Annotated in this window: 18 protein-coding genes and 1 pseudogene; 7 read left to right on the top strand and 12 right to left on the bottom strand. The window is 72.1% G+C overall.

Going from position 1 to position 20,706, the window contains the following annotated elements; genetic code table 11:
- Position 1: 1 nt before the first annotated feature.
- Complete coding sequence (locus ABGB05_RS24200; protein ID WP_347655797.1) at positions 2 to 421, bottom strand: hypothetical protein; 420 nt, start codon at positions 419 to 421, stop codon at positions 2 to 4.
- Positions 422 to 625: 204 nt separating this feature from the next.
- Between ABGB05_RS24200 and ABGB05_RS24195 the strand changes: the two genes are divergently transcribed.
- Positions 626 to 1,387, top strand: a complete 762-nt coding sequence (locus ABGB05_RS24195; protein ID WP_347655763.1) for a class I SAM-dependent methyltransferase — start codon at positions 626 to 628, stop codon at positions 1,385 to 1,387.
- A gap of 153 nt (positions 1,388 to 1,540) precedes the next feature.
- Here ABGB05_RS24195 and ABGB05_RS24190 read toward each other — a convergent pair.
- Positions 1,541 to 1,720: pseudogene (locus ABGB05_RS24190) on the bottom strand (helix-turn-helix transcriptional regulator); the annotation flags it as partial.
- Between the two features lie 271 nt (positions 1,721 to 1,991).
- Between ABGB05_RS24190 and ABGB05_RS24185 the strand changes: the two are divergent.
- From ABGB05_RS24185 to ABGB05_RS24170, 4 genes are all read left to right on the top strand, one after another.
- Entirely contained in the window at positions 1,992 to 2,537 is a 546-nt protein-coding gene (locus ABGB05_RS24185) for a hypothetical protein (protein ID WP_347655762.1), read from the top strand.
- A 141-nt stretch (positions 2,538 to 2,678) separates the two neighbouring features.
- Positions 2,679 to 4,112: a serine/threonine protein kinase gene (locus ABGB05_RS24180; RefSeq protein ID WP_347655761.1), complete on the top strand. Its 1,434-nt coding sequence runs from the start codon at positions 2,679 to 2,681 to the stop codon at positions 4,110 to 4,112.
- Positions 4,109 to 7,093, top strand: coding sequence for a DEAD/DEAH box helicase family protein (locus ABGB05_RS24175; RefSeq protein WP_347655760.1), 2,985 nt, complete (start codon positions 4,109 to 4,111; stop codon positions 7,091 to 7,093). Before ABGB05_RS24180 ends, ABGB05_RS24175 begins: the two co-directional genes overlap by 4 nt.
- On the top strand, positions 7,090 to 8,232 hold the full coding sequence (locus ABGB05_RS24170) for a hypothetical protein (RefSeq protein WP_347655759.1): 1,143 nt from the start codon (positions 7,090 to 7,092) through the stop codon (positions 8,230 to 8,232). Before ABGB05_RS24175 ends, ABGB05_RS24170 begins: the two co-directional genes overlap by 4 nt.
- 154 nt (positions 8,233 to 8,386) lie before the next feature.
- Here the strand turns inward: ABGB05_RS24170 and ABGB05_RS24165 are convergent, their stop codons facing one another.
- The 6 genes from ABGB05_RS24165 to ABGB05_RS24140 all read right to left on the bottom strand — a co-directional run bounded on the left by ABGB05_RS24165 (position 8,387) and on the right by ABGB05_RS24140 (position 13,873).
- The gene (locus ABGB05_RS24165; protein ID WP_347655758.1) at positions 8,387 to 9,427 is read right to left on the bottom strand and encodes an SEC-C domain-containing protein; all 1,041 of its coding nucleotides are present in this window, start codon (positions 9,425 to 9,427) and stop codon (positions 8,387 to 8,389) included.
- A gap of 84 nt (positions 9,428 to 9,511) precedes the next feature.
- Positions 9,512 to 10,342, bottom strand: a complete 831-nt coding sequence (locus ABGB05_RS24160; protein ID WP_347655757.1) for an SDR family oxidoreductase — start codon at positions 10,340 to 10,342, stop codon at positions 9,512 to 9,514.
- Positions 10,343 to 10,511: 169 nt separating this feature from the next.
- Complete coding sequence (locus tag ABGB05_RS24155; protein ID WP_347655756.1) at positions 10,512 to 11,165, bottom strand: response regulator transcription factor; 654 nt, start codon at positions 11,163 to 11,165, stop codon at positions 10,512 to 10,514.
- Positions 11,162 to 12,364, bottom strand: a complete 1,203-nt coding sequence (locus ABGB05_RS24150; RefSeq protein ID WP_347655755.1) for a histidine kinase — start codon at positions 12,362 to 12,364, stop codon at positions 11,162 to 11,164. The genes ABGB05_RS24155 and ABGB05_RS24150 overlap by 4 nt, the downstream gene beginning before the upstream one ends.
- A gap of 4 nt (positions 12,365 to 12,368) precedes the next feature.
- On the bottom strand, positions 12,369 to 12,899 hold the full coding sequence (locus ABGB05_RS24145) for an ABA4-like family protein (protein WP_347655754.1): 531 nt from the start codon (positions 12,897 to 12,899) through the stop codon (positions 12,369 to 12,371).
- Positions 12,896 to 13,873 carry a hypothetical protein gene (locus ABGB05_RS24140; RefSeq protein WP_347655753.1) on the bottom strand — a complete coding sequence of 326 codons (978 nt, stop codon included), beginning with the start codon at positions 13,871 to 13,873 and terminating at the stop codon, positions 12,896 to 12,898. Before ABGB05_RS24140 ends, ABGB05_RS24145 begins: the two co-directional genes overlap by 4 nt.
- A 388-nt stretch (positions 13,874 to 14,261) precedes the next feature.
- On the opposite strand from ABGB05_RS24140, the gene ABGB05_RS24135 reads away from it, so the two are divergent.
- Complete coding sequence (locus ABGB05_RS24135; protein ID WP_347655752.1) at positions 14,262 to 17,360, top strand: EAL domain-containing protein; 3,099 nt, start codon at positions 14,262 to 14,264, stop codon at positions 17,358 to 17,360.
- 7 nt (positions 17,361 to 17,367) lie between these two features.
- Here ABGB05_RS24135 and ABGB05_RS24130 read toward each other — a convergent pair whose 3' ends face one another.
- The 4 genes from ABGB05_RS24130 to ABGB05_RS24115 all read right to left on the bottom strand — a co-directional run bounded on the left by ABGB05_RS24130 (position 17,368) and on the right by ABGB05_RS24115 (position 19,809).
- Positions 17,368 to 18,087, bottom strand: coding sequence for a hypothetical protein (locus ABGB05_RS24130; protein WP_347655751.1), 720 nt, complete (start codon positions 18,085 to 18,087; stop codon positions 17,368 to 17,370).
- A 223-nt stretch (positions 18,088 to 18,310) separates the two neighbouring features.
- Positions 18,311 to 18,871 (bottom strand): TetR family transcriptional regulator, encoded by a 561-nt coding sequence (locus ABGB05_RS24125; protein ID WP_347655750.1) that lies wholly within the window; start codon positions 18,869 to 18,871, stop codon positions 18,311 to 18,313.
- 41 nt (positions 18,872 to 18,912) lie between these two features.
- The gene (locus tag ABGB05_RS24120; RefSeq protein WP_347655749.1) at positions 18,913 to 19,236 is read right to left on the bottom strand and encodes a multidrug efflux SMR transporter; all 324 of its coding nucleotides are present in this window, start codon (positions 19,234 to 19,236) and stop codon (positions 18,913 to 18,915) included.
- A gap of 84 nt (positions 19,237 to 19,320) precedes the next feature.
- Entirely contained in the window at positions 19,321 to 19,809 is a 489-nt protein-coding gene (locus ABGB05_RS24115; protein WP_347655748.1) for an Rrf2 family transcriptional regulator, read from the bottom strand.
- Positions 19,810 to 19,939: 130 nt separating this feature from the next.
- Between ABGB05_RS24115 and ABGB05_RS24110 the strand changes: the two genes are divergently transcribed.
- Positions 19,940 to 20,695: an SDR family oxidoreductase gene (locus ABGB05_RS24110; protein ID WP_347655747.1), complete on the top strand. Its 756-nt coding sequence runs from the start codon at positions 19,940 to 19,942 to the stop codon at positions 20,693 to 20,695.
- Positions 20,696 to 20,706: the final 11 nt, after the last annotated feature.

Below are 20,706 nucleotides of genomic sequence, written 5' to 3'. Positions count from 1 at the left end.
CCTAACCGCTCGACGGCGGACGGCGCGCCAGCTCGATGGCGAAGGTGTCGGTCGCGTCATGTCGGCAATCGCCCGCATAGCGGCCGCGTGCCCCTCCGCGGTCGCGAAGCAGACGCGCCAGAAGGTGCTGGGCGTACTTGTCACCGCCCTGGGCACGCTCACGTAGCTCACCGTCGCGGCCGTCCTCGTTCAGGAATCGGTCCAACCGGCGCCGCGCGTGCACGTCGGTCTCGGCTCGATCAACCAACTCGCGCAGCAGCCCGGCCTTGACCAGCAGATCCATGTGCCACAGGTGTGCGTTGTGCCGGTAATAGTCGTCGCTGTAACACTCGGCGAACCCGCCCACAACGGCGATCGCGGAAGCCCAGTCGCCGCGCGCTTCGGCCGCTTCCGCCGATGCCTGGTCGAACCACGCTGTCACCACACCAGTATGGCCTCCGGTCGCGGTCCACTCTCTGCCGCAGACCGGGCGACGTGACGATTTGGTACGACTCCGCGGGGATCCGGAACTCGTGGGAGGTGCGGGTCCGACGCACATCCCGAATCCGCCAGGTGACACGTCGTCGATCCGCCACAGGGGCGAGGCGGTGATCGGCCCTCGATCGTCGTCGTGTTCACTCTGACGGTGGATCGTCAACGGCTCAGCAGCATCGCGCACACGCACCACCCGATCGCGGCCCCGATCTTCGGTGTCAACGTCAATCGGCTGCTGCGCCGCGCGGACCGGCAACCGTCGGCACGTATCCTCGACCTCGGCTGTGGGGAGGGAGCCTGGGCACTGCAGGCCCTCGCCCACTACCCCGACGGCCACGCCGACGGCGTCGACGTCAGCCCGTACGCCCTCGAACGCGCCGAGGCCGCCGCTGTCGAACGTGGCCTCGCCGACCGGCTGACGCTGCACGAACGTGACGCCCGGACGTACGTGCCGGACGGTGACTACGACCTCGTACTGTGCGTCGGATCGACGCACGCGTTCGGCGGGTTTGCCCAGACGTTGGAACTGGCCGGTCGGCACGTGAATTCCGACGGCATCCTGATAGTGGGTGAGGGCTTCTGGCAGGCTCCGCCGACGCCGGAGGCTCTCGTCGCGCTGGATGCGACGCCGGAGGATTTCACCGATCTTGCCGGCCTGGTCGACGTCGCCGAACAGGCCGGGTGGACCCCGGTGTACGCCCACGTCAGTGACGGCGCCGAATGGGACGACTACGAATGGTCGTGGACCGGCTCCCTCACCGAGTGGGCGCTCGACAATCCCGGCCATCCTGGAGCTGCCGAGGCGCTCACCGTCGCCCGGGAACACCGTGACGGATGGCTGCGCGGGTACCGCAACGTGTTGGGTTTCGTGACGCTCGTACTGCGGCGTACCGGGTCCTCGACGGTTTCCTGAGCCGCACGTACCGAGCGGCTCGCCGCACACCCGACCGCGGGTTGGGCGCCAGCGCTGGCACGCCCTCTCGTCGGTGCGTCGTGGCATCGGGCTGGGCCATGGATCATCAGGGGACGTTCCGTGCTCTGGCTGTGAGGGCGCGCCTCCGCTCTCCAACACGCTGTCCAGGTGGCGTGCCACATGGAGGCTGGGCGTCTTGCGGCCGGTCTCCAGCTCATGGAGGTGGCCCTTCGATCGGTGGCTGATCCGCGCCAGGTCGCGCAACGAGAGTCCGCGCTGCCGCCGCAGGTCACGCAGGATCTCGGCAAACTGGGGGTCGACAAAACGCGGCATGGCGTACCTCCCAGGGACGGGCTGGGGGTGGTGGCAGGCCCAGGGCTGTCACCCTGGACCGCCATCTCGGACGGTACACCGCAGCGCCGACGTGCAGAGCAGCACCACTCGACAGAACGTGATCTTCCGGGTACGGGATTGCCAGGTGCGGGTCCCCCGATCGGGGGACGTACCGGTGCGCCGGACGCGGGTGCGGACCGGAGTAACGGCCGGTAGCCGGCCATCGGCGAACCTGGATACCGTGACGGTACGTCGATGTCGAGGAGCCGTCATGGGATACGAGGTCGGGCAGGCGGTCGTCTGTGGCGAGGACGGTGCCACCATCGTCCGGGCGATCACCACCAAGGAGGTCGCGGGGAAGACGTGGACGAGTCTTGTCCTCGGCTATCCGTTCGACAGTGACGAGCCGGAGATGATCGCGACACCCCTGATCGACAACGACAGCCTGGCGCCGTTGTCGGAGGTGCTCGGCCGCGGTGGCGTACCGGCGGTGCTGGAGGTGCTGGCCGCCCCGGTGCCGGACAAGGAGCCGACGACCTGGGGGTCGGTGTTCGACACGTACCTGACGATGATCGGCGGGATCACCGCGGACGCGGGCCGCGACGGCATGCCGGCGGTGCTGGAGGCCCGCCAGGTCGCGCAGGTGCTCCGGAACCTGACCGTGCGCAGCCAGCGTGAGCCGCTCGACCCCGGTATGAGCCAGCTGTTCGCGCGGGCCCGGGCGATCCTGGTGTCCGAGGTCGCGCTCGGCGCCGGCCTGAGCCGGCAGGAGGCGGAGGCGGCGATCGACGAGGCCCTGGCGATTCACCGACCGTAGTCGGAATCTGTCGGCGGGTTGCCGTCGATCGTCACCTTTGGAATGCTGCTGCAGACCCTCGTCGATGCCGTGGGTGTCGCGGACGAGGGGCCGCCCGGAGAGGCGGACGGGTACGAGTCTGCGGACGAGTAGGGGCGACGGGTGACCGATCCGGCGGAGCCGATGATCAACTTTTCGGTCCACCAGGCCCGGGCCGGCGCCGCCGGGGCGCCCGAGGACTTCGAGCAGATGCTCGCCCTGCTGGTCCAGGCCACCTCCGGCGAGGCGAACCTCGTCTTCGCCAACCCGGGCGACTGGGGCATCGACGTTCTGGTCGGCGACCTGCACGGCCAGGTGTCGATCTGGCAGGCGAAGTACTTCATCCGTGGGGTCGGCGAGAGCCAGCGGCGACAGATCGAACACTCGCTCAGGTCGGCGCTGAACGCAGCCTCCGCCAACGGGCACCGGATCGCCCGCTGGGTGCTCTGCATCCCGTCCAGCATGGACGCCCCCACCACCCGGTGGTGGCACCGGTGGCGGACCGAGCGCCAGCGAGACGTGCCGCGCATCGAACTGTGGGACGAGACCGAGCTGCGCCGGTTGCTGCTGCAGCCGGCAGCCGCTCACGTCCGGCGGCACTACTACAACCCGTACCGGCAGGACCGGGCGTCGGAGGAGAGTACCCCCGGGGTACGGCCACTTCCAGCTCCGGAGGAGGAGAGCGCCTGGCGGCCCGGGGCGGAACACCGGCTGGGCGGGGCTGTCCACCTGCTGCACGAGGGTACGACCGAACAAAGCGCCCCCGACCGGTCCTGGACCTGGCGGGAGACGACCGCGGACCGGATCGAACCGGACATCGGCCGGGTCCGGCTCCGGCAACTCCACGTCCACCGGCCGATGCCCGCTGCCGAGCAGCGGCGCGCCGCGTTGCGTGCCCAGGCCGCCCTGCTGGCCCGACTCGGTGGGCGGTGCGGCCTGCCGAGGCTGCTCGACGTCGTCGAGCGGGCGGAGAGCATCACCCTCGTTACCTCCCTGCCGCCCGGCCGGCCGTGGACCGAGGTCTTCGGCCCGGGTCCGATCCCCGTCGACCGGCTCACCACAGCCGATGTGCTCACCGCCGCCGTCGACCTCTGCACCGGCCTACGGGCACTGCACGAGCGTGGCCACAGTCATCGGGCGATCAGCCCGGAGGGCATCATGGTCGACCGTCAGCGCTGCTACCTGCGGGACGTCGGGTTGGCGGCCGTACCGGCCGGACCGGGGGAGGGCGACGGCCGGTACCGCGCACCGGAGCAGCACCGGCGACCGTACGCCGTCGACGGGCGTACCGACGTCTACCAACTCGCCGCGGTCGTCTACCACACTGTCACCGGCCACCCGCCGGCCGGGAACCTGACCCCGCCGGTACGCGCCACGCTGGCCGACTTCCCGGAGCCGCTCGACCAGGCGCTGCGCCGCGCACTCGACGAGGACCCCGAACGGCGTCCGGCCACCATCCAGGCCCTCGCGGACGCGCTGCGGTCCGGCCGCCGCGAACTGTCGCAGCCCCGACCGGACCAGCCCTGGCCGGACCTCCATCCGGGGCGGGCGGGATGACCGCCCGAACCGTGCCGCTGCCCGGCCCGGTGGCGGTGATCCCATCACCGAAGGCCGCGCAGAAACTGGCCGTCCAGCAGCGCCGGTCCGGTAACCGGGGCGGCGGGCCCGGCGACGTCGCCGGCCTCACCGACGTGGTGGCGGAGATCGACCGGCTGTCCCGGGCCGGTACCCTGCCCGCCCGGGTCGAGGGCGACGATCCGCAGCGACTGGTCGTCTACACGTCCCGGCACATGGTGTCGTTGTATCTGACCCGCCGGGGGGACGCGTACTCGCTCGGGCATCTGACGCCACTGAACTTCCGCGACCAGGAGCGGCTGCTCCGGGGCGCGCTGCTGTTGCACTGCCCGGCCGGCTGGTGGGCGTACCACCAGGTGCGGGACGTACCGCCGGGGTGGTCCGGGCACTGGCCGGCCATCGCCGGGGCGTGGCGGGCCGCGGCCGTGACGTCCCCGCCGCCGACCCTGGCGCCGCATCACCTGGCCTGGCTCGACCTGTTGACCGAGGTGGTCGGGGCGACCCGCGACATCGAGATCGAGCGGCAGCGCACCGGGCGACCGGTGCCCTACCGGCGGGTCACGACAGCCCGGGAGGAGCGGCACTCGGCGCGCGGCGTCTACGCCTTCCACCTCCCGCGTCCCGCGTCGGCGCTGGCGGTCGGTGCCGCCGTTTACCTGGTCGACGAACCGGAGTTACGCGGCCGGGTGCGGGACGTCCGGGACCGCCAAATTGTCGTACGGTTCGACACCGCCGTCGACTACCGGCGTATTCCGCCGCAGGGCGCGCTCCAGACCCAGCCCAGTGACCGCGTGTACCGGGCGCAGCTCGATGCCCTCGACGCGCTGCGCCGGCGCGAGATGGTGAACCCGTACCTGCTGGCGAACCTGGTGGACCGGTGGCTCCAGCCCTACCAGCCCGACCACACCGCGACGCCCCGGGAGCCGCTCGACGCGGGACAGTTGGCCGCTCTCCGGCGGGCCCTGACCGTGCCGGACCAACTGCTGGTGCTCGGACCACCGGGCACCGGCAAGACCCGGACCATCACGGAGATTGCCGCCGCCTGCGTCGCCCGCGGGCAGCGGGTGCTGGTCACCTCGCATACCAATCGGGCGGTTGACAACGTACTGGAACGGTTGCCGGCCGAGGTGCGGGCGGTGCGGGTCGGCAACGAGGACGCCATGACCAGCGAGGCCCGGGGCTTCATGGTGGAGAAACAGGTCGACGCGCTGCGCGCGGAGATTCTCGCGGCGACCGACGGCGCCGCGTCCCGGCTGGCCGCCTTCCGCGGCACCGACGCGCCGCTGGCTCGCTGGCAGGAGTTCCTGACGTCGCAGGTCGCGGCGGCGAACCAGCGAGACGCCGAGGTACGTGCGCACACGGCGTCGATCGACGCCCTGGTCGAGCGGCTGATGGCGCCGCTCGCGGCGGCGATGGCGGGGGCCGTGGCCACGGTGACCCGGACCGGGGCGGAGATCCACGCGATCACCGGACTGTTGGAGACCGCCCGCCGTCGGCACGCGGCGGCGGACGCGCGGTCCCGTACCGGATGGTTCGCCTTCTTCTTCAGCTGGCTGGCCCAGCGGCGGTGGCGGCGGGTACAGGAACTGGAGGAGGGGCGGTCGCGGCTGCGCGTGGCGCTCGCGGAGGCGGAGTCGACCCGGGCAGCCCTGCGGGCCCGGATCGACGACGCGGTCAACCGGGATCCGGAGGCGGCACGCCTGCTCGCCGCCCGCGACGGCGCCGCCGCGGCGGGCCAGCAGGCGATCCGCGAGGCGGAGCGGGCCGCCACCATGATCGGGAACGCCCTGCGGGCGGTCGTACCGCTGCCCGACGGACCACCCGCCGAGCCGGCCGGCTGGCAGCGCCACGCCGAGGCGCTCGGCCAGGCGGTGGATCTGGCCCGACGCCGGGCGGCCCTGCTCGACGAATGGCGGGCTCGGGTACGCGAACCCGGTGAGGATCTGCACCGGGAGACGGTCCGGTACGCCGACGTGGTCGCCGCTACCTGCATCGGCACCGCCACCACCCCGCTGCTCGCCGGCCTCGACTTCGACCTGGCGATCGTCGACGAGGCCGGGCAGATCTCCACCCCGAACCTGCTCGTGCCGCTGGTCCGGGCCCGGCGCAGCGTCCTCGTCGGCGACCACCACCAGCTGCCGCCGTTCCTGGACGACGAGGTCAAGGGATGGGCGGAGAATCTCGCCAGGTCGCCGGACGCAGCCGCCGGCAGGGCGGGGGAGATCGGTGACCTGTTGCGGCGCAGCGCCTTCGAGCGGCTGTACCTGGACGCCGGTGACGGGCACCGGGTGATGCTCACGACGCAGCGGCGGATGCCGGAGCCGGTGGCCCGCTTCGTGTCGGAGGCGTTCTACTCCAACGTGCTGGAGACCGAGCACGCCGGTGACCACCACGACCCGATCTTCGCCCAGCCGTTCGCGATGGTGGACACAAGTGACCAGGCCGCTGCCGTACGGGCCGAGCGGGCCGGCGGCAGCGAGGAGTGGGGCCGGCGGGGGTACGTCAACGACCTGGAGGCCAGAATCATCACCGACCTGGTCACCGGCTACGTCCACCACTACCCGGACTGGGCGGTGATCGTGCCGTACCGGGCCCAGGTCGACCTGGTCTCCGAACTGCTCGCCAAGTCGCTCGGCGACGCCGCCGCGGTCGCGGACCGGGTCGGCACCGTCGACTCCTTCCAGGGCGGCGAACGGGACCTCGTCGTCTACGGCTTCACCCGCAGCAACAGCAGGGGAGAGGTGGGCTTCCTGCGGGAGCTGCGCCGGATCAACGTCGCGCTCACCCGGGCCCGTCGGCAGCTTGTCGTGATCGGCGACGCCAGCACACTCCGGGCCGCCCGCGACGAACCGTTCGCCGAGCTGTTCCGGTTGCTGGCCGCCCACCTGGCGCACTCCGGCGACCTGCGGCGCTCGCGGGAGTTCACGGGTCGGCTGGCCGAACTCGCCCGGGAGCGCGGATGAGCCCGGCGGTCGCCCGGGGGCGGCAGGTCTATCCGGCGCGTCGCGCGGTGGAGCACGCCGTCGCCCTCGACGGCGTACGGCCGCTGCGGCTTTTTCCCGTGTTGTGGCCACTGTGGCAGGTCGAGACGACCGCGAACGTCTACGACGAGCAGGCGTACGAGGTGATCGACTGGTTTGTCGTCCGTGCGGTCCGGGAGGCCGGTTTCCACCGGGTCGACGACCTCGCCCGGTTCTTCGGCACACCGGTTCCGCTGGTTCGGCGCTGTCTGGCGTTCCTGGAGGTGATCGGGCACCTGCGGGTCGAGGCGGACGCCGTACGGTTGACCGACCTCGGCCACCGTGCCGCCGCCGCCGGCATCCGCTATGTGCCGAAGGAAAGCCGCCAGGACCTGTACGTCGAGCAGTACAGCGCCCAGCCGCTGCCCCGCCGTTACTACCAGGGCTCGGTGCCGATCTTCGCCACGCCGGAGGTGCCGGAGGACCGGCTCGGCGACCGGAGCCGGTTCCAACCACTGTTCGCCCCGACCGCGTTCCAGCCGTCGATCGTCGAGGAACTCGCCCGGCGTCCGGACCGGACCGAGTTCAACCTGCCCCGGCTGCTGCGCGAGCTGAGCGTGCTGCGCCACCACGACGCCTTCCTGCCGGCGTACGTGGTTGAGACCGCGGACCGGGGACTCCTCGTCTACACGGCGGTGGCGGCCGAGCGGGACAGCCTGTTCGAGGAGGTCTGCCGGCAGGTGCCGACCATCCGGAACATGATCAGCGCGGAGGAGCGCGGCGACCCCCGGGAGATCTGGACCGCCTGGCTCGCGGAGGGCCGGGCGGGCCGGGGCACGTTGCGTCAACTACCGAACGGCCCGAACCGCCGACATCGAGACCGGGGCGGAGTTCCGCCGGAGGATCGCGGGGCTGGCCCGGCAGTTGGAGGTTCCCGCGCCGACCCTGGACGAGCTGCGGCGGTACGGCCGGGAACACAAGCGGTACGCCCAGTTGGCCCGCCTGGACGTACTCGAATGATCGGAGCGGACGACGTGACCGATCGCGGCGGACGGGGAGGCCTGGCGGACGAGCAACGCCGCTGGGACGAGGAGGACGAGCAGCGCTGCTGTGCCGAAGATGCCTTCGGGGTCTACGACTGACCGACGTGGCGACGTACCGCCGGGGACGGACCGTGGTGGCGGGGTACCCCGCCGGTGGGAACCGAGGTTCCGCACCGGCGGCGGCACGGGGTAGCGGTGGTCAGCGGCGGGGCCTCGGCGCTGCGTCGGCGCGTCCTGCGTCCTGCCGGCGGGTTCAGCTACGGGAGCGCGGCAGGCAGCACTTCTTGTACTTGAGGCCCGAGCCGCACCAGCACGCCTCGTTCCGCTCCGGCGGCCAGGGGATCAGCGCGGCGGGTCGGGGCGCCACCTCCCGGGCGTAGCCGGCCCGGACCTCGGGGTCGGTCAGCTCGGCGCCGGTACGGCCGGCGTACCCGGTCAACCCGTCGACGGTGCCGGCCGGTACGGTCAGCCCGCCGCGCCCGGTGTTGGCCTGTCGAACGAGTTCCCGTTCCAGCCGGGCCCGGTGCTCGTCCCAGTCCGCCCCGTACGCCCCGGTCAGGTCCGGGTGGTCGGCGACCAGCCGGTCGAACTCGCCCTGGGGGAAGAAGAGCAGGTCGGTCCCGCCGGTCTGCTGCTGCTGTTCGGCCCGGCGGACGAGCTGGGTCTCCAGCCGGTCCGCGAGGTCGTCGTTGCGGTCGTGCGGCAGGTTGAGGTTGCGGCGTACCCGGTGCCGCTGCTGCAGCAGGAAGAAGAGGATGCCGGGCGCCTCCGGCGTGCCGGCCTCCACCGCCACGTCCTCGGCGGCGGTGGTGCCGGTGGCCGAGGCGCGTTCGCCGAGCAGCGTGTCGACCGCGTCGCTCAGCCACTCCTCGGCAGTGCCGCTACGCCCGCCCGCGTCCAGCGACGCGCTGAGGTACGCGGCGGCGTCGGGCTCGCGGGTGAGCAGCGGACGCAGCGCGGTCAGCTCCGCCATCGCCTCGTCGACCCGGTCGGGGGTGCGGAACAGGAGCCGGGCCCGCAGTGCCCGGGCGAAGCCGGCCCGGGGATCGTCCGGGTCCGGGTACGCCGAGACAGCCCGCTCCGCGTACCGGAGTGCGGCGTCCAGCTTCGCCCGGACCTCGGCGATCTCGGCGGCCAGGGTCAGCGCGTCCCCGGCGTCGTCCGGGTCGGCCAGCCGGCCCTGCTCGGCGGCCTCGGCCAGCTCGGCGGCGATCCCGAGCGGGTTCGCGGCGCCGAGCGCCGAGCGGCGGAATTCCTCGAGGTCAGCGCTGGTGATCACGTCTTTCGTCGGCACGGTCTCACGGTACGTCGGAGAACGGCCCGAACACCGGCTGATCACCTGTTACGCCCATCTCAAGGACCCAGGCGAGGGCCCGGCTCAGCCGGCGGTGTGGTGGCCGGCCTTGATGACGTCGTCGTACTCGCTGCGCCGGGCGTGGTAGGCGGCCCCCAGGTACGCCTCGGTGTCCGCGCCGACCGGCAGCCGCATCGGCGGCGACTCCAGCCGGCTGAGCCGCCACACCACCTCGGCGAAGAGCTTCGGCGAGTTGATCTCGGGGTTGGTGTTCATCCCACGCAGTGCGCCGAGCGTGCCGTCGCTGACACGGGTGTAGTCGTCGATCCGGGTCTCCGGCAGCACCATCTTGCTGCTGTACGCGGTGGCGAAGCCGCCCGGCTGCAGGATGGTCACCTTCACCCCGAGATGGCCGGCCTCGGCGGCCAGCGACTCCGCGGCCCCCTCCAGCGCGCACTTGCTCGCGTTGTACGCGGCGAGTCCCGGAAACGGCACCATGCCGGCCACCGAGCTGACGAAGAGCACGTGCCCGGACCGTTGGGCCCGCCACAGCGGCAGCACCGCCCGGGTCAGCCGCCACGGCCCGAAGACGTTGGTGGCGAACTGGTCGGCGAGTTCGGTGTCGGAGATCTCCTCCAGGGTGCCGAACTGGCCGTAGGCGGCGTTGTTGACCAGGATGTCGACGCCGCCGAAGGCGTCCACCGCCAGGTCGACGGCGGCCTGGCACTGCGCCGGGTCGCGTACGTCCAGCCCGGCCGCCCGGACCGTGCCCGGGTGGCGGGCGACCAGGTCCGCCAGGGTCTCTGGTCGGCGGGCCGTGGCCACCACCTGGTCTCCCTCGGCGGCGAGCCGCTCCACCAGCGTCCGACCGAGCCCACTCGAACACCCCGTGACCAACCAACGCCGTGTGTTCACCCTGACCGCCCCATCCAGAAAGTGAAATCTCGTCGCAGCGTGTCAGGGTGACGGGTGCGGGGGAAGTGACTCCGCTGTCGTCTATTGGATACGTCGGATCTCCTCGGTGCCGTGGTACGGGGGCGGCGGATCAGCTGTCCGATCCGCCGTGGCGTGGAACGGGGCGGCGTCAGCTGTCGGTGCCCAGGCCGGACTGGGCGGCGAGCAGCGCCAGCCGGATCCGGTTGCCGGCCCCCGTCTTCGCCAGCAGGCTCGTCACGTGGGTCTTGACCGTGGTCACCCCGACGTGCAGACGCTCGGCGATTTCCCGGTTGGACAGTCCCGCCCCGACCAGCGCGAGCACGTCCCGCTCCCGACCGGTCAGGCAGTCCGGCAGCGACCCCGCCGGTACCTCGCCGAGCCGGGCCCGGACCGCCTGGTCGACCAGTCGACGCAGCACGGTCGGGCTGAACGGCGTCTCGCCGGCTGCCGCCGTACGGACCGCGGTCAGCAGCTCCTCCGGGGTGGCGTCCTTGACCAGGAAACCGCAGGCGCCGGCGGCCAACGCCGGAAAGAGGTGCTCGTCGTCGTCGAAGGTGGTCAGCACCACCACCCGGACCGCCGGTCGGCTGGCGTGGATCCGGGCCGTCGCCGTCGTACCGTCGACCACCGGCATCCGCAGGTCCATCAGCACCACGTCCGGCGCCACCTGCTCGGTGAGCCGGATCGCCTGCTGGCCGTTCTCCGCCTCGCCGACCACGGTCATGTCCGGCGCGGAGTCGCAGAGCATCCGCAGCCCGGCCCGGACCAGCCGCTGGTCGTCGACGAGCAGGACCCGGATCACGGCCGGGCCCCCGCCGGCAGCACGGTCCGCAGCCGCCATCCGTCGCCGGCCGGCCCGGCGCTGAGGACGCCGCCGAGCAGTTCGACCCGTTCCCGCATGCCGGTCAGCCCGTGGCCCGTGCCGGTCAGGCTGTGACCGGGTTCGGCGGGTGGTCCGGGCGGCTCCGAGCGGCGCGCACTCCGCCCCGGACCGGCGCCGTCGTCGCTGATCTCCCAGTGCACGTCGCCGTCGACCATCCGTACGCTGACCCGGGCCCGGGCGCTCGGGCCGGCGTGTCTGGTCACGTTGGCCAGGCCCTCCTGGGTGAGCCGCAGCACGGCCAGCCCGCGTACGGTGTCCAGCGTCGACACCGCCGGGTCGATCGTGACGTCCACGGTCAGTCCGGTCTTCACCGCCCGGTCCACCGTCTCGGCCAGCGCCTGCGGCAAGGCGCCCGGCTCGATCGGGACGTATCCGGTCCCGCCGGGCGCCGTCGCGGGGTTCCGCAGCACCGTCACCAGCCGACGCAGGTCCGCCAGGGCGCTGCTGCCGCTGTGGTGCAGGTCGTCGAAGACCTCGGTGACCCGGGGGTCGGCGTCGCGCAGCACGTGCCGGGCGACGCCGACCCGGAGCACCATCGACGCGACGTGGTGGGCGACCAGGTCGTGCAGTTCCCGGGCGATGGCGGCGCGTTCGCTGGTCCGGGCCGCGGTCGCCTCCACCGCCACCCGCTCCTCGGCCTGTCGGGCGAGTTGCCGCCCGGAGCGGAGGTTCATCCCGATCAGCAGCGGCACCCCCACCGTGAGGGCGATGCCGTAGAGCCAGGTCGGCAACTCGCCGGGCAGGTTGTCGAGCGAGTCGACCAGATAGCCGGCGAGTACCGCCGCCGTTCCGACGGCCAGTTGTCGGCCCGGCACCCGCAGCGACAGCTCGAGGACCGCCCAGCTGGCGCCGACCTGGGGCACGACCGGTTCGGCCTGACCGAACCAGCCGGCGAGACCGAACACCAGCGCCGCGTAGAGCGCGCTGACCAGCGGCCACCGTACGCCGACCGGGCTGCAGGCGAGGGCGGCGGCGGCGAACGCCCAGTCGAGCGGGGTGTACGGCTCGGTGTCGTGTGGGCGCAGCAGCAGGTATCCGACGCCGCTCAGCCCGAGCAGGGTCAGCCGCAGCCAGGCGTACCGGTCGTCGAAGAGCCGCGACACCAGACGGGGGACCACGGTGTCAGCCTAGGTCGGCGGGCCGCGCCGAGGACAGCCCGCCGATCGGCGAACCCGGCCCGGCGGTGGCCGGGCGCGCCGTCCGACCGTCGGCCGGGCCCGCCGTCCGACCGTCGGCCGGAGCGGGCCGCAGGTGCCGGACGAGCAGGTAGCCGAGTACGCCGAGTGGCGCGAGCAGGATGGTCAGCACCAGCAGCGGCGCCGTCACCAGTGACGGGAGACCGCGTTCCCGGCTGTCGAGGTACATCCACCGGCCGAGGAAGAGGTCGAAGGCGATGAAGTGCGCCCAGCCGGCCGCCGCGACGGCCGGTACCGCCAGCGCGCCGGCCACTCCGTCCAGTGTGGGCCGGGTGACGACCGGCCACAGCACGTCCAGGTGCGGTACGGCGAGGACCGCGTAGACCACGATCGGTGGTGCGACGATCCACGGCGAGCTGACGATCCGGCGGGTCCACGACCAGCCCGGGGCCAGGACCATCAGCGCCCAGAACGGCGCGGCCAGCGCGAACACCAGGGTGAAGAGGAGTTCGGTCACGCGGGCACCTCGGTCCGGTCGTCCGGGGCCGCCGGCACCGCTGCCGGCGGCCGACGCAGCGCGAAGAGTACGCCGACGGCGGTGAGCGCCGCGAGCAGACCGGCTGCGGTCAGGGTGGCGCCGTCCGGGTGGATCAGCGGCTGGCCGCGCAGCGCCTGCCAGGTCACCAGCGCGACCAGACCGGCGTACGCGGTCGCGGCCACCAGGATCAGGCGTAGCCGTACCCGGTCGTCACGCAGCCGGCGGACACGTCGGCCGAGCAGCCCGAGTGTGATGGCGATCAGCGGTAGCAGTTGCAGGGCGTGCATTCCGATGAAGTGCGGAATCCGCAGGTCGCCGCCGGTGGTGCTCCAGCCGGTGAGCCACATGCCGGGGCCGCCGTCGGCCACGCCGACGCTGTGCGCACCCACCAGCGTGACCGGGTCGGCGGCCTCCTGCTCGGGGGTCGGCAGCACCATCAGGTACCCGAGTCCCATCCCGACCAGCGCGATGAGCAGGCCCAGCCGCAGCGTCCAGGCGATCGTCCGATCGGGCATCCGTTGGATCATAAGCAGTACGGCGAGCACCAGCGTGGCCGTGTAGACCACGATGATCATCAAGGCCATTGCCGCGAAGATCGTGATGTCCAGGGTGGTGGCGGCGTTGAAGTGGCTCTGTCGGCCCCGGGCGGCCTGTAGGAAGATCAGTAAGGTCTCCACCAGGCCGAGCGCGGCGACCATGGTGCCGGCCCACCAGGCGACCCGCCGGCCGCGCTGCATCAGCGAGATCATCCAGGCCAGCGTCACGGTGTAGATGACAAACGAGACGGCGAACTTGAACGGCTTGAGCCAGATCGGCGCGCCGACCAGGATCCGGTCGTCGACGACCAGCCCGACCAGGGCGAAGAACCCGAGTGCCGTCATCGTGGCGGCGACGTACATGAGTGGCGGATGCCAGCGGACGGCCTGTCGCAGGGAGGCGGTGGGAGAAGTCATGTCCTCACGATCGCGGGGGCGGCGCCCCGGCACACCCGTCCCGTGGTCCCGGACACCGGCCCTCGGAACGAACCCGCCTCCTCCTTCGGTAGGAGGCGCCGGCTCCGCCCTCGGGTTTTCGGGTGATTGGCGGCGCATTCCCCGTTCCGGTATTGATTCGCCTGTCGGTCGAGCCGTCGACTAGGTGGAATTTCCATCGCCTCGTCGGACGGGTGGAGCCGGTTCGCGCTGCTCCACAAGGGACACGATGTATCGACGGAGGATAGTTGATCAGATAGGCTCGTCGCGTTATCCGGAACAATTCCGGAAGGCGCGCGGCGGGCGTCGCGTTTCCCGGAACCGGCCCACTCTTCGGTGCACCGTCCCCGGTGCAGGAGGTGATGTGCCCGTGGTCGAGGGTCCCACCATCGGCGTGCTCACCATGTCCGTCGGCTGCGACTACTTCGGCAGCATCCTCGGTGGGATCGCCCGTACGGCGGCGGCGGTGGGCGGCCGGATGATCGCGATCCAGACGCTCGGCGCGGGCACCTTCGACTTCGATCCGCCGGAGCCGCCGGATTTCGGTTATCCGGTGGCCTGGGAGCACGTCTCCGCGTTTGTCGTCATCCTCAACTCCGCGTCGTTGTCATACCTCGAGGCGATCCGGCGTTCCGGCAGACCGGTTGTCATGATCAGTGAGGAGATGCCGGGTTTCCCCTGTCCGGTGGTCCTTCCCGACAACCGTACGGGTGTCCGGGAGGCCGTCCACCATCTTGTCGCGCACGGCCACCGGGACATCGCGTTTGCCGGATTCCTGGAACCGCCCGATCTGCGGGAGCGGTACGCCGCGTACCGGGACGCGCTCGTCGAATGCGGCATCACGCCCCGAGCCGATCTCCACTTCGACACCGGGGACAACCGGGAGAGCGGCGGGGAACACGCCGCCCGGGCGATGCTCGCCGCCGGCCTCCCGGCGACGGCGGTGGTGACCGGAAACGACCTCAACGCCATCGGTCTGCTCCGTACCCTGCACGAGGCCGGGGTCGACGTGCCACGCGAGCAGGCGGTGGTCGGTTTCGACGACATGGACGGGGTCGTGTATCTCACCCCGAGCCTCTCCACCGTCCGGCAGAGCTTCGACTCGCTGGGGCGGGTCGCGGCGGAACTGGCGCTGCGCGCGCTGGCCGGCGAGGAGGTCGAGTCCCGCGTCTACCGCGTCCCCACGTCCTTCCAACCGCGCGAGTCCTGCGGCTGCCCGGACACGTTGACGCCGGCCACCCTCCCGGCGGTTGTCACGTCCGAGGTCTCCGCCGCCTCCTGCGCTGCGGAGTTGGTGCTGGCGGTGCCACCCAGCCAGGATCCGGCGGACCGGGCCAGCCGGGCCACGATCGCCCGGGCAGGTGCCCTGATCGCTGCCGCGCTGACCGCCACGGCCGACGGCACGCCCGGTCCGGACCTGGTCGAACTCCGCCAGGCGCTGGTCGACCTGCAGACCCGGTACCGGCGTCACCCGGAGGACGTGGTGCAGCTGATGCGGCACATCCGGCGGTTCGGCGGGGAACTGGCCGCCCGGGTCGGGCGCGACGATCGGGACGCCGCCGGACGGGTTCGGGCCGGTACCGAGAACCTGCTGCTGACGCTGGCACAGAGTCGACCCCGGGCGCGTCGGATCGAAGAGAACGAGTTCCTGACCACGCTCAAGATGCTCTATACGGTCAGTAAGAGCCTGCTGCTCAGCCACGAGCGGGATCCCCGGGGACTGGCCTGGATCCAGGACACCGACGCCCGGGCCGGCTGCCTCGGGCTCTGGTCCGATCGGGACGACGACGCTGGCGCCGACCAGGGTGTCGAGCGGTCCCTGGACGTGGTCGCGATGTTCGAGCGGGACCGCGGGCCGGTGCCGACACCGGCGGAGCCGGTGTCGCCGCACGCCTTTCCGCCGGCCGAGCTGGTCGCACTGGCGGACCTGGACGCCGATCAGATGGTGTACGTGGCGCCGCTGAACATCGGCACGCGGGACTGGGGCATGCTCGCCATCGTCGGGCCCATCGAGGCCGACCGGGAGACCGGCCGGGAGATGATGAACCAGTGGGCGGCACTGCTGGCCATCGCGCTCGACCACGACGACGTGCTGAAGTCCCTGCGTAGGCAGGAGGAGCTGATGCGCCGGGCGGCGCTCTACGATCCGCTCACCGGGCTGGCCAACCGGACCCTCTTCCTCGACCGCCTGGAGCAGGCCATCGCCGGGCACATCCGGCAGCCGGACCGGCACTACTCGGTGCTGCTGCTGGACCTCGACGGCTTCAAGTGGGTCAACGACAGTCTCGGGCACCTCGCCGGTGACCGACTGCTCGTCCAGGTCGCGGACCGGATCCGGGCGAGCACCGGGGAGGCCGACGTGGCGGCCCGGTTCGGCGGGGACGAGTTCGCCATCCTGCTGCCCGATCCGCCCGGCGACCCCGGGCCGGTGGTGATGGCGGAACGGATCCGGGCCGCGCTGGACGTACCGTTCCGGCTGGGCGAGGAGGAGTTCGTCGTCTCGGCGAGCATCGGCATCTCCCGCAGCACCGGCGGCTACCGGTGCGCCGAGGACGTGATCCGGGACGCCGACACCGCGATGTACTCGGCGAAGTCGCAGCGTAAGGGCTCACACGCGGTCTTCGACGTCGCGATGCACGAGCGGGTCGTCGGGCGGCTGCGTACCGAGGCGGAACTGCACCGGGCCCTGGAGACCGGGGCCTTCGAACTGCACTACCAGCCGATCGTACGGCTGGACGACGGCCGTACCCACGCCTTCGAGGCGCTGGTGCGCTGGCGGCACCCGGTCCGGGGGCTGGTCGGGCCGGACGACTTCCTGCCGATCGCCGAGGAGAGCGGCCTGATGCCGTCGCTCGGACGGTGGACGCTGGCCGAGGCGTGCCGGCAGATCGCCGCCTGGCGGGCCTGCGGTCTCGCCCCGGACGGGCTGCGGATGAGCGTCAACGTCTCGAACCGGCAGTTCTGGCACACCCGGCTGCTGGCCGACGTCGAGGAGAGCCTGCGGGCGGTGAGCCTCGACCCGTCGGCGTTGATCATCGAGATCACCGAGGGGGTCATCGTGCACGATGTGCCGGCGGCCCGGACGAAGCTCGCCGCCCTGCACGAGATGGGTGTGCAGCTGCACATCGACGACTTCGGCACCGGCTACTCGTCGCTGCAGGCCCTGCACCACCTGACCATCGACGCCTTCAAGATCGACCGGTCGTTCGTGGCGCCGCTCGCCACCGACGGCCGGAGCCGGGAGCTGGTCCGCTCGATCGTCTCGATGGGGCTCAACCTCGGCCTGGAGCTGGTGGCGGAGGGGATCGAGACCCCGGCGCAGCGGGACCAGTTGCGGCGCCACGGCTGCCACCACGGCCAGGGCTACCTCTTCGCCGGGCCGCTCGTCGGGGCGGAGGCCGAGGCGCTCCTGCGGGACGGCGCGCCGGTCGGTACGACGCCACGACTGGCGGTACCCGCCGCCGGTTGACCCACCATCAGAGCCCGGCGGGGAACGCGTAGCTCGACGGCGGGTTCGCCTGCTGGTCGGGGGTGCCGTAGACCAGGGCGATCTCGTCGTGGGCGTGCAGCACGATCCCGGCCGGGTCACCGGTGTACGGCTTGCCGTTGACGTACGCCCGGAGGGTCTTGCCGTCGGCGGCGGTGAGTCCGCCGAGCTGGTTCTGCGAGAGCGCCACCTGCCACTCGGTGAAGAACTGTCCGAGGCTGAAGTCGGCCTTCACCGGCGACTCGACGTGCAGCACACCGGTGGTGTCGTGGGTGTGCAACGGGCTGATCCCGCCGCCGGCCTCGTCGATGCCGATCTCGGCCGGTACGGTGACCGGCTTCCCGTCGACGATCACGTCGAGGTGGGCGTGGATGTGCTCGACCGTTCCCTCGGTGCCGAGCATCGGCAGCCCGGCGGCCTGTACCCGGGCGGTCGGGTCGGCCGGTAGCGACCACGGCGGCTGGTCGGTACGTCCCTGGGCGGTACTGGGCGCAGTGGTGGGAATCGCCGGTTCGGCGGCGTTGTCCGCCGCGTGGCCCGGCCGGTTGAGGACCACCACCAGGGCGACGGCGACCAGGAGTACCGCGACCAGACCGCCGCCGACGCCCCAGAAGAGCCGGTGCGCCCGGCGTTCCCGGCGCCGGGCGTGCTCCATCGCCTTCCGTGCCGCCTCGGCACGGGCCTTCCGGCTCTGGTTCTGACTCGGCATGCTGGCTGCTCTCCTCGGCTGCGGATGCCCCGGGCTGCGGATGCCCCGACCTGCGGGTGCCCCGGATCGGGCGGTCGTCCCACGATGCGTCGCGCGGTTGGGAGTTCCCGGAGAGGCGGCTGAACGTTCGGTGGGACCCCCGCCGCAGGTGACGTAGGTCGCACCAGCAAGCCTGGCGAGCCGGCCGGGTCGGGGATCCAGCGGGTCGCGTGGTCTCCGTGCCTCACCCGGGTCGGCGGGTGAGGCGGCGGACGGCGGTGCGCAACCCGGCGGTGTCGAGGTCGGTGCCGGTGACCAGCGCCTGCAGCATCGCGCCGTCGAGCAGCGCGACGACCGCAGGGGCGTCGGCACCGTCGACGTACGCCTCCAGCAGGCCGCGGAGTCCGTGCAGCCAGGTTTCGGCGAGGGGTCGGAGGGTGAGGTCGCGGGCGGCGGCGAGGTAGAGCTCGTACTCGATGGTGGCCCGTTGTCGGTCGGCCAGATAGGCCGCGACGAGCTGGACCAGCGCGGCGGTCGGGTCCGGTGCGGTGGCGAGCCGGTCGGACCAGGAACGCAGCTCGGCGTCGAGTAGTTCGGTGGCGTGCCGCAGCCCGGCGGCGATCAGGTCGTCGAGGGTGGGGAAGTAGTAGGTGGTGGCGCCGAGCGGCAGGCCCGCCCGGGCGGCGACGGCGCGGTGGGTGGTCCGGCCGATGCCGACCTCGGCGACGACCTCCAGGACCGCGGTCGCGAGCGCCCGGCGGCGGGCCTGCGGGTCACGGGGGCGCTGCGGGCGTCCGGCGGCCACCGTGTCCGCCGGGCGTGGTTCGGACGGCCGGCGGTCCGGGGTCAATGGGAGGCTCCGCCCAGGTTGAGGGTGACCACGCCGGCGACGATCAGGCCGATCCCGGCGATCTTGACCGGGGTGATCGGTTCGTGGAGGAAGGCGGCGCCGATGGCGACGATGGCGGCGGTGCCGAGACCGGACCAGATGGCGTAGGCGACGCCGACCGGTACGGCCCTCACCGCCTGGGAGAGCGCGGCGAAGGAGACCGCGTAGCCGGTGAGGCAGACGACGGTCGGCCAGAGCCGACTGAACCCGTCGGTGCTCTTGATCATGCTGGTGGCGAAGACCTCGGCCCCGATCGCCACTGCCAGGAACAGATACGCCATGCCCGTCCCTCCGCTCTTGTACATCCGCACAGACACGAATCTTGTACAGATGTACAAGAGCGAGCGTACAAGAGACGGGTCGGCTCAGGTCTCGCCGTTCGCCGCCGCCAGCCAGCCGCGTATCCCGGCGAAGACGTCGACCTCGTAGTCGGCGCGCACGTCGTGGGCGAGGTCGGCGATGGTCACCGCGCGCAGCGCGGCGCGCCAGGCGGCGTCGGCGGCATGCATGGCGCGGGAGATCGCGCAGGGTACGAGGCAGGCCTCGGCCGGAGCGGCGAGTGGCCCCCGCTGCCGGATCTCGGTGCAGACGAAGGCGGGACGGGGGCCGTCGACGGCCTCCACGACGTCGAGCACGGTGATCTCGTCCGGGGGGCGGGTGAGCAGGTAACCGCCGGCCTGGCCCTGGACGGATTGGATCAGGCCGGCGCGGGAAAGCCCCTGTAGCTGCTTGGCGAGGTAGCTGGCGGAGACATCGTGCAGCGCGGCGAGCCGGGCGGCCGGCACCGGTCCCGGGGCCGCGGTCAGTACGACGCAGCAGTGCAACGCCCACTCGACCCCGCCTGACATCTTCATCACGCCACCCTACCTTGACTCGGACATCTCCTGTCCGAGTAGCATTCCGGACAAGAGGTATCCGAGTTGGGGCGATGGGCGGCTGACCGACAGCGGCCGGCGCCGCGACAACAGGACGAGAGGAACAGCCATGAAGATCGTGGTGATCGGCGGCAGCGGGCTGATCGGCGGCAAACTCGTGACCACACTGCGCGACCGGGGGCACGACGTACTGCCCGCCTCACCCTCCACCGGCGTGAACACCCTCACCGGCGAGGGACTCGCCGACGCCCTGGCCGGCGCCGACGTGGTCGTCGACGTGGCGAACTCGCCCTCCTTCGAGGACGCCGCCGTGCTCGACTTCTTCCGTACCTCCGGGGAGCACCTGCTGCCCGCCGAGGCCGCCGCCGGGGTGAAACACCACGTCGCCCTCTCCATCGTCGGCGTCGACCGGAACCCGGACAGCGGCTACATGCGGGCCAAGGTCGCGCAGGAGGAGCTGATCAGGAACGGCTCGGTCCCGTACACGATCGTCCGGGCGACACAGTTCATGGAGTTCATCAGGGCCATCGCCGAGGGCAGCGCCGACGGTGACAGCATCCGACTCACCTCGGCGCTGATGCAGCCGATCGCCGCCGACGACGTCGTCACGGCGGTCGCCGACGTCGCGCTCGCCGCCCCGGTGAACGGCGTCGTCGAGATCGCCGGTCCCGAGCCGCTGCCGCTCGACGACCTCGGCCGACGGGTGCTCGCCGCCAACGGCGACAGCCGGCCGGTGGTCACCGACCCCGAGGCCCGCTACTTCGGTTCCCGGCTCGACGACCGGTCCCTCGTTCCGGACGACGGCGCCCGCCTCGGCACCATCCACTTCGCCGACTGGCTGGCCCGCGCGGGTGCCGTGAAGTAGGCCGCCGTCAG

This window comes from Plantactinospora sp. B5E13 (assembly GCF_039871775.1).
GTDB lineage: Bacteria > Actinomycetota > Actinomycetes > Mycobacteriales > Micromonosporaceae > Plantactinospora.
This window is presented reverse-complemented; position numbering and strand designations above follow the sequence as displayed.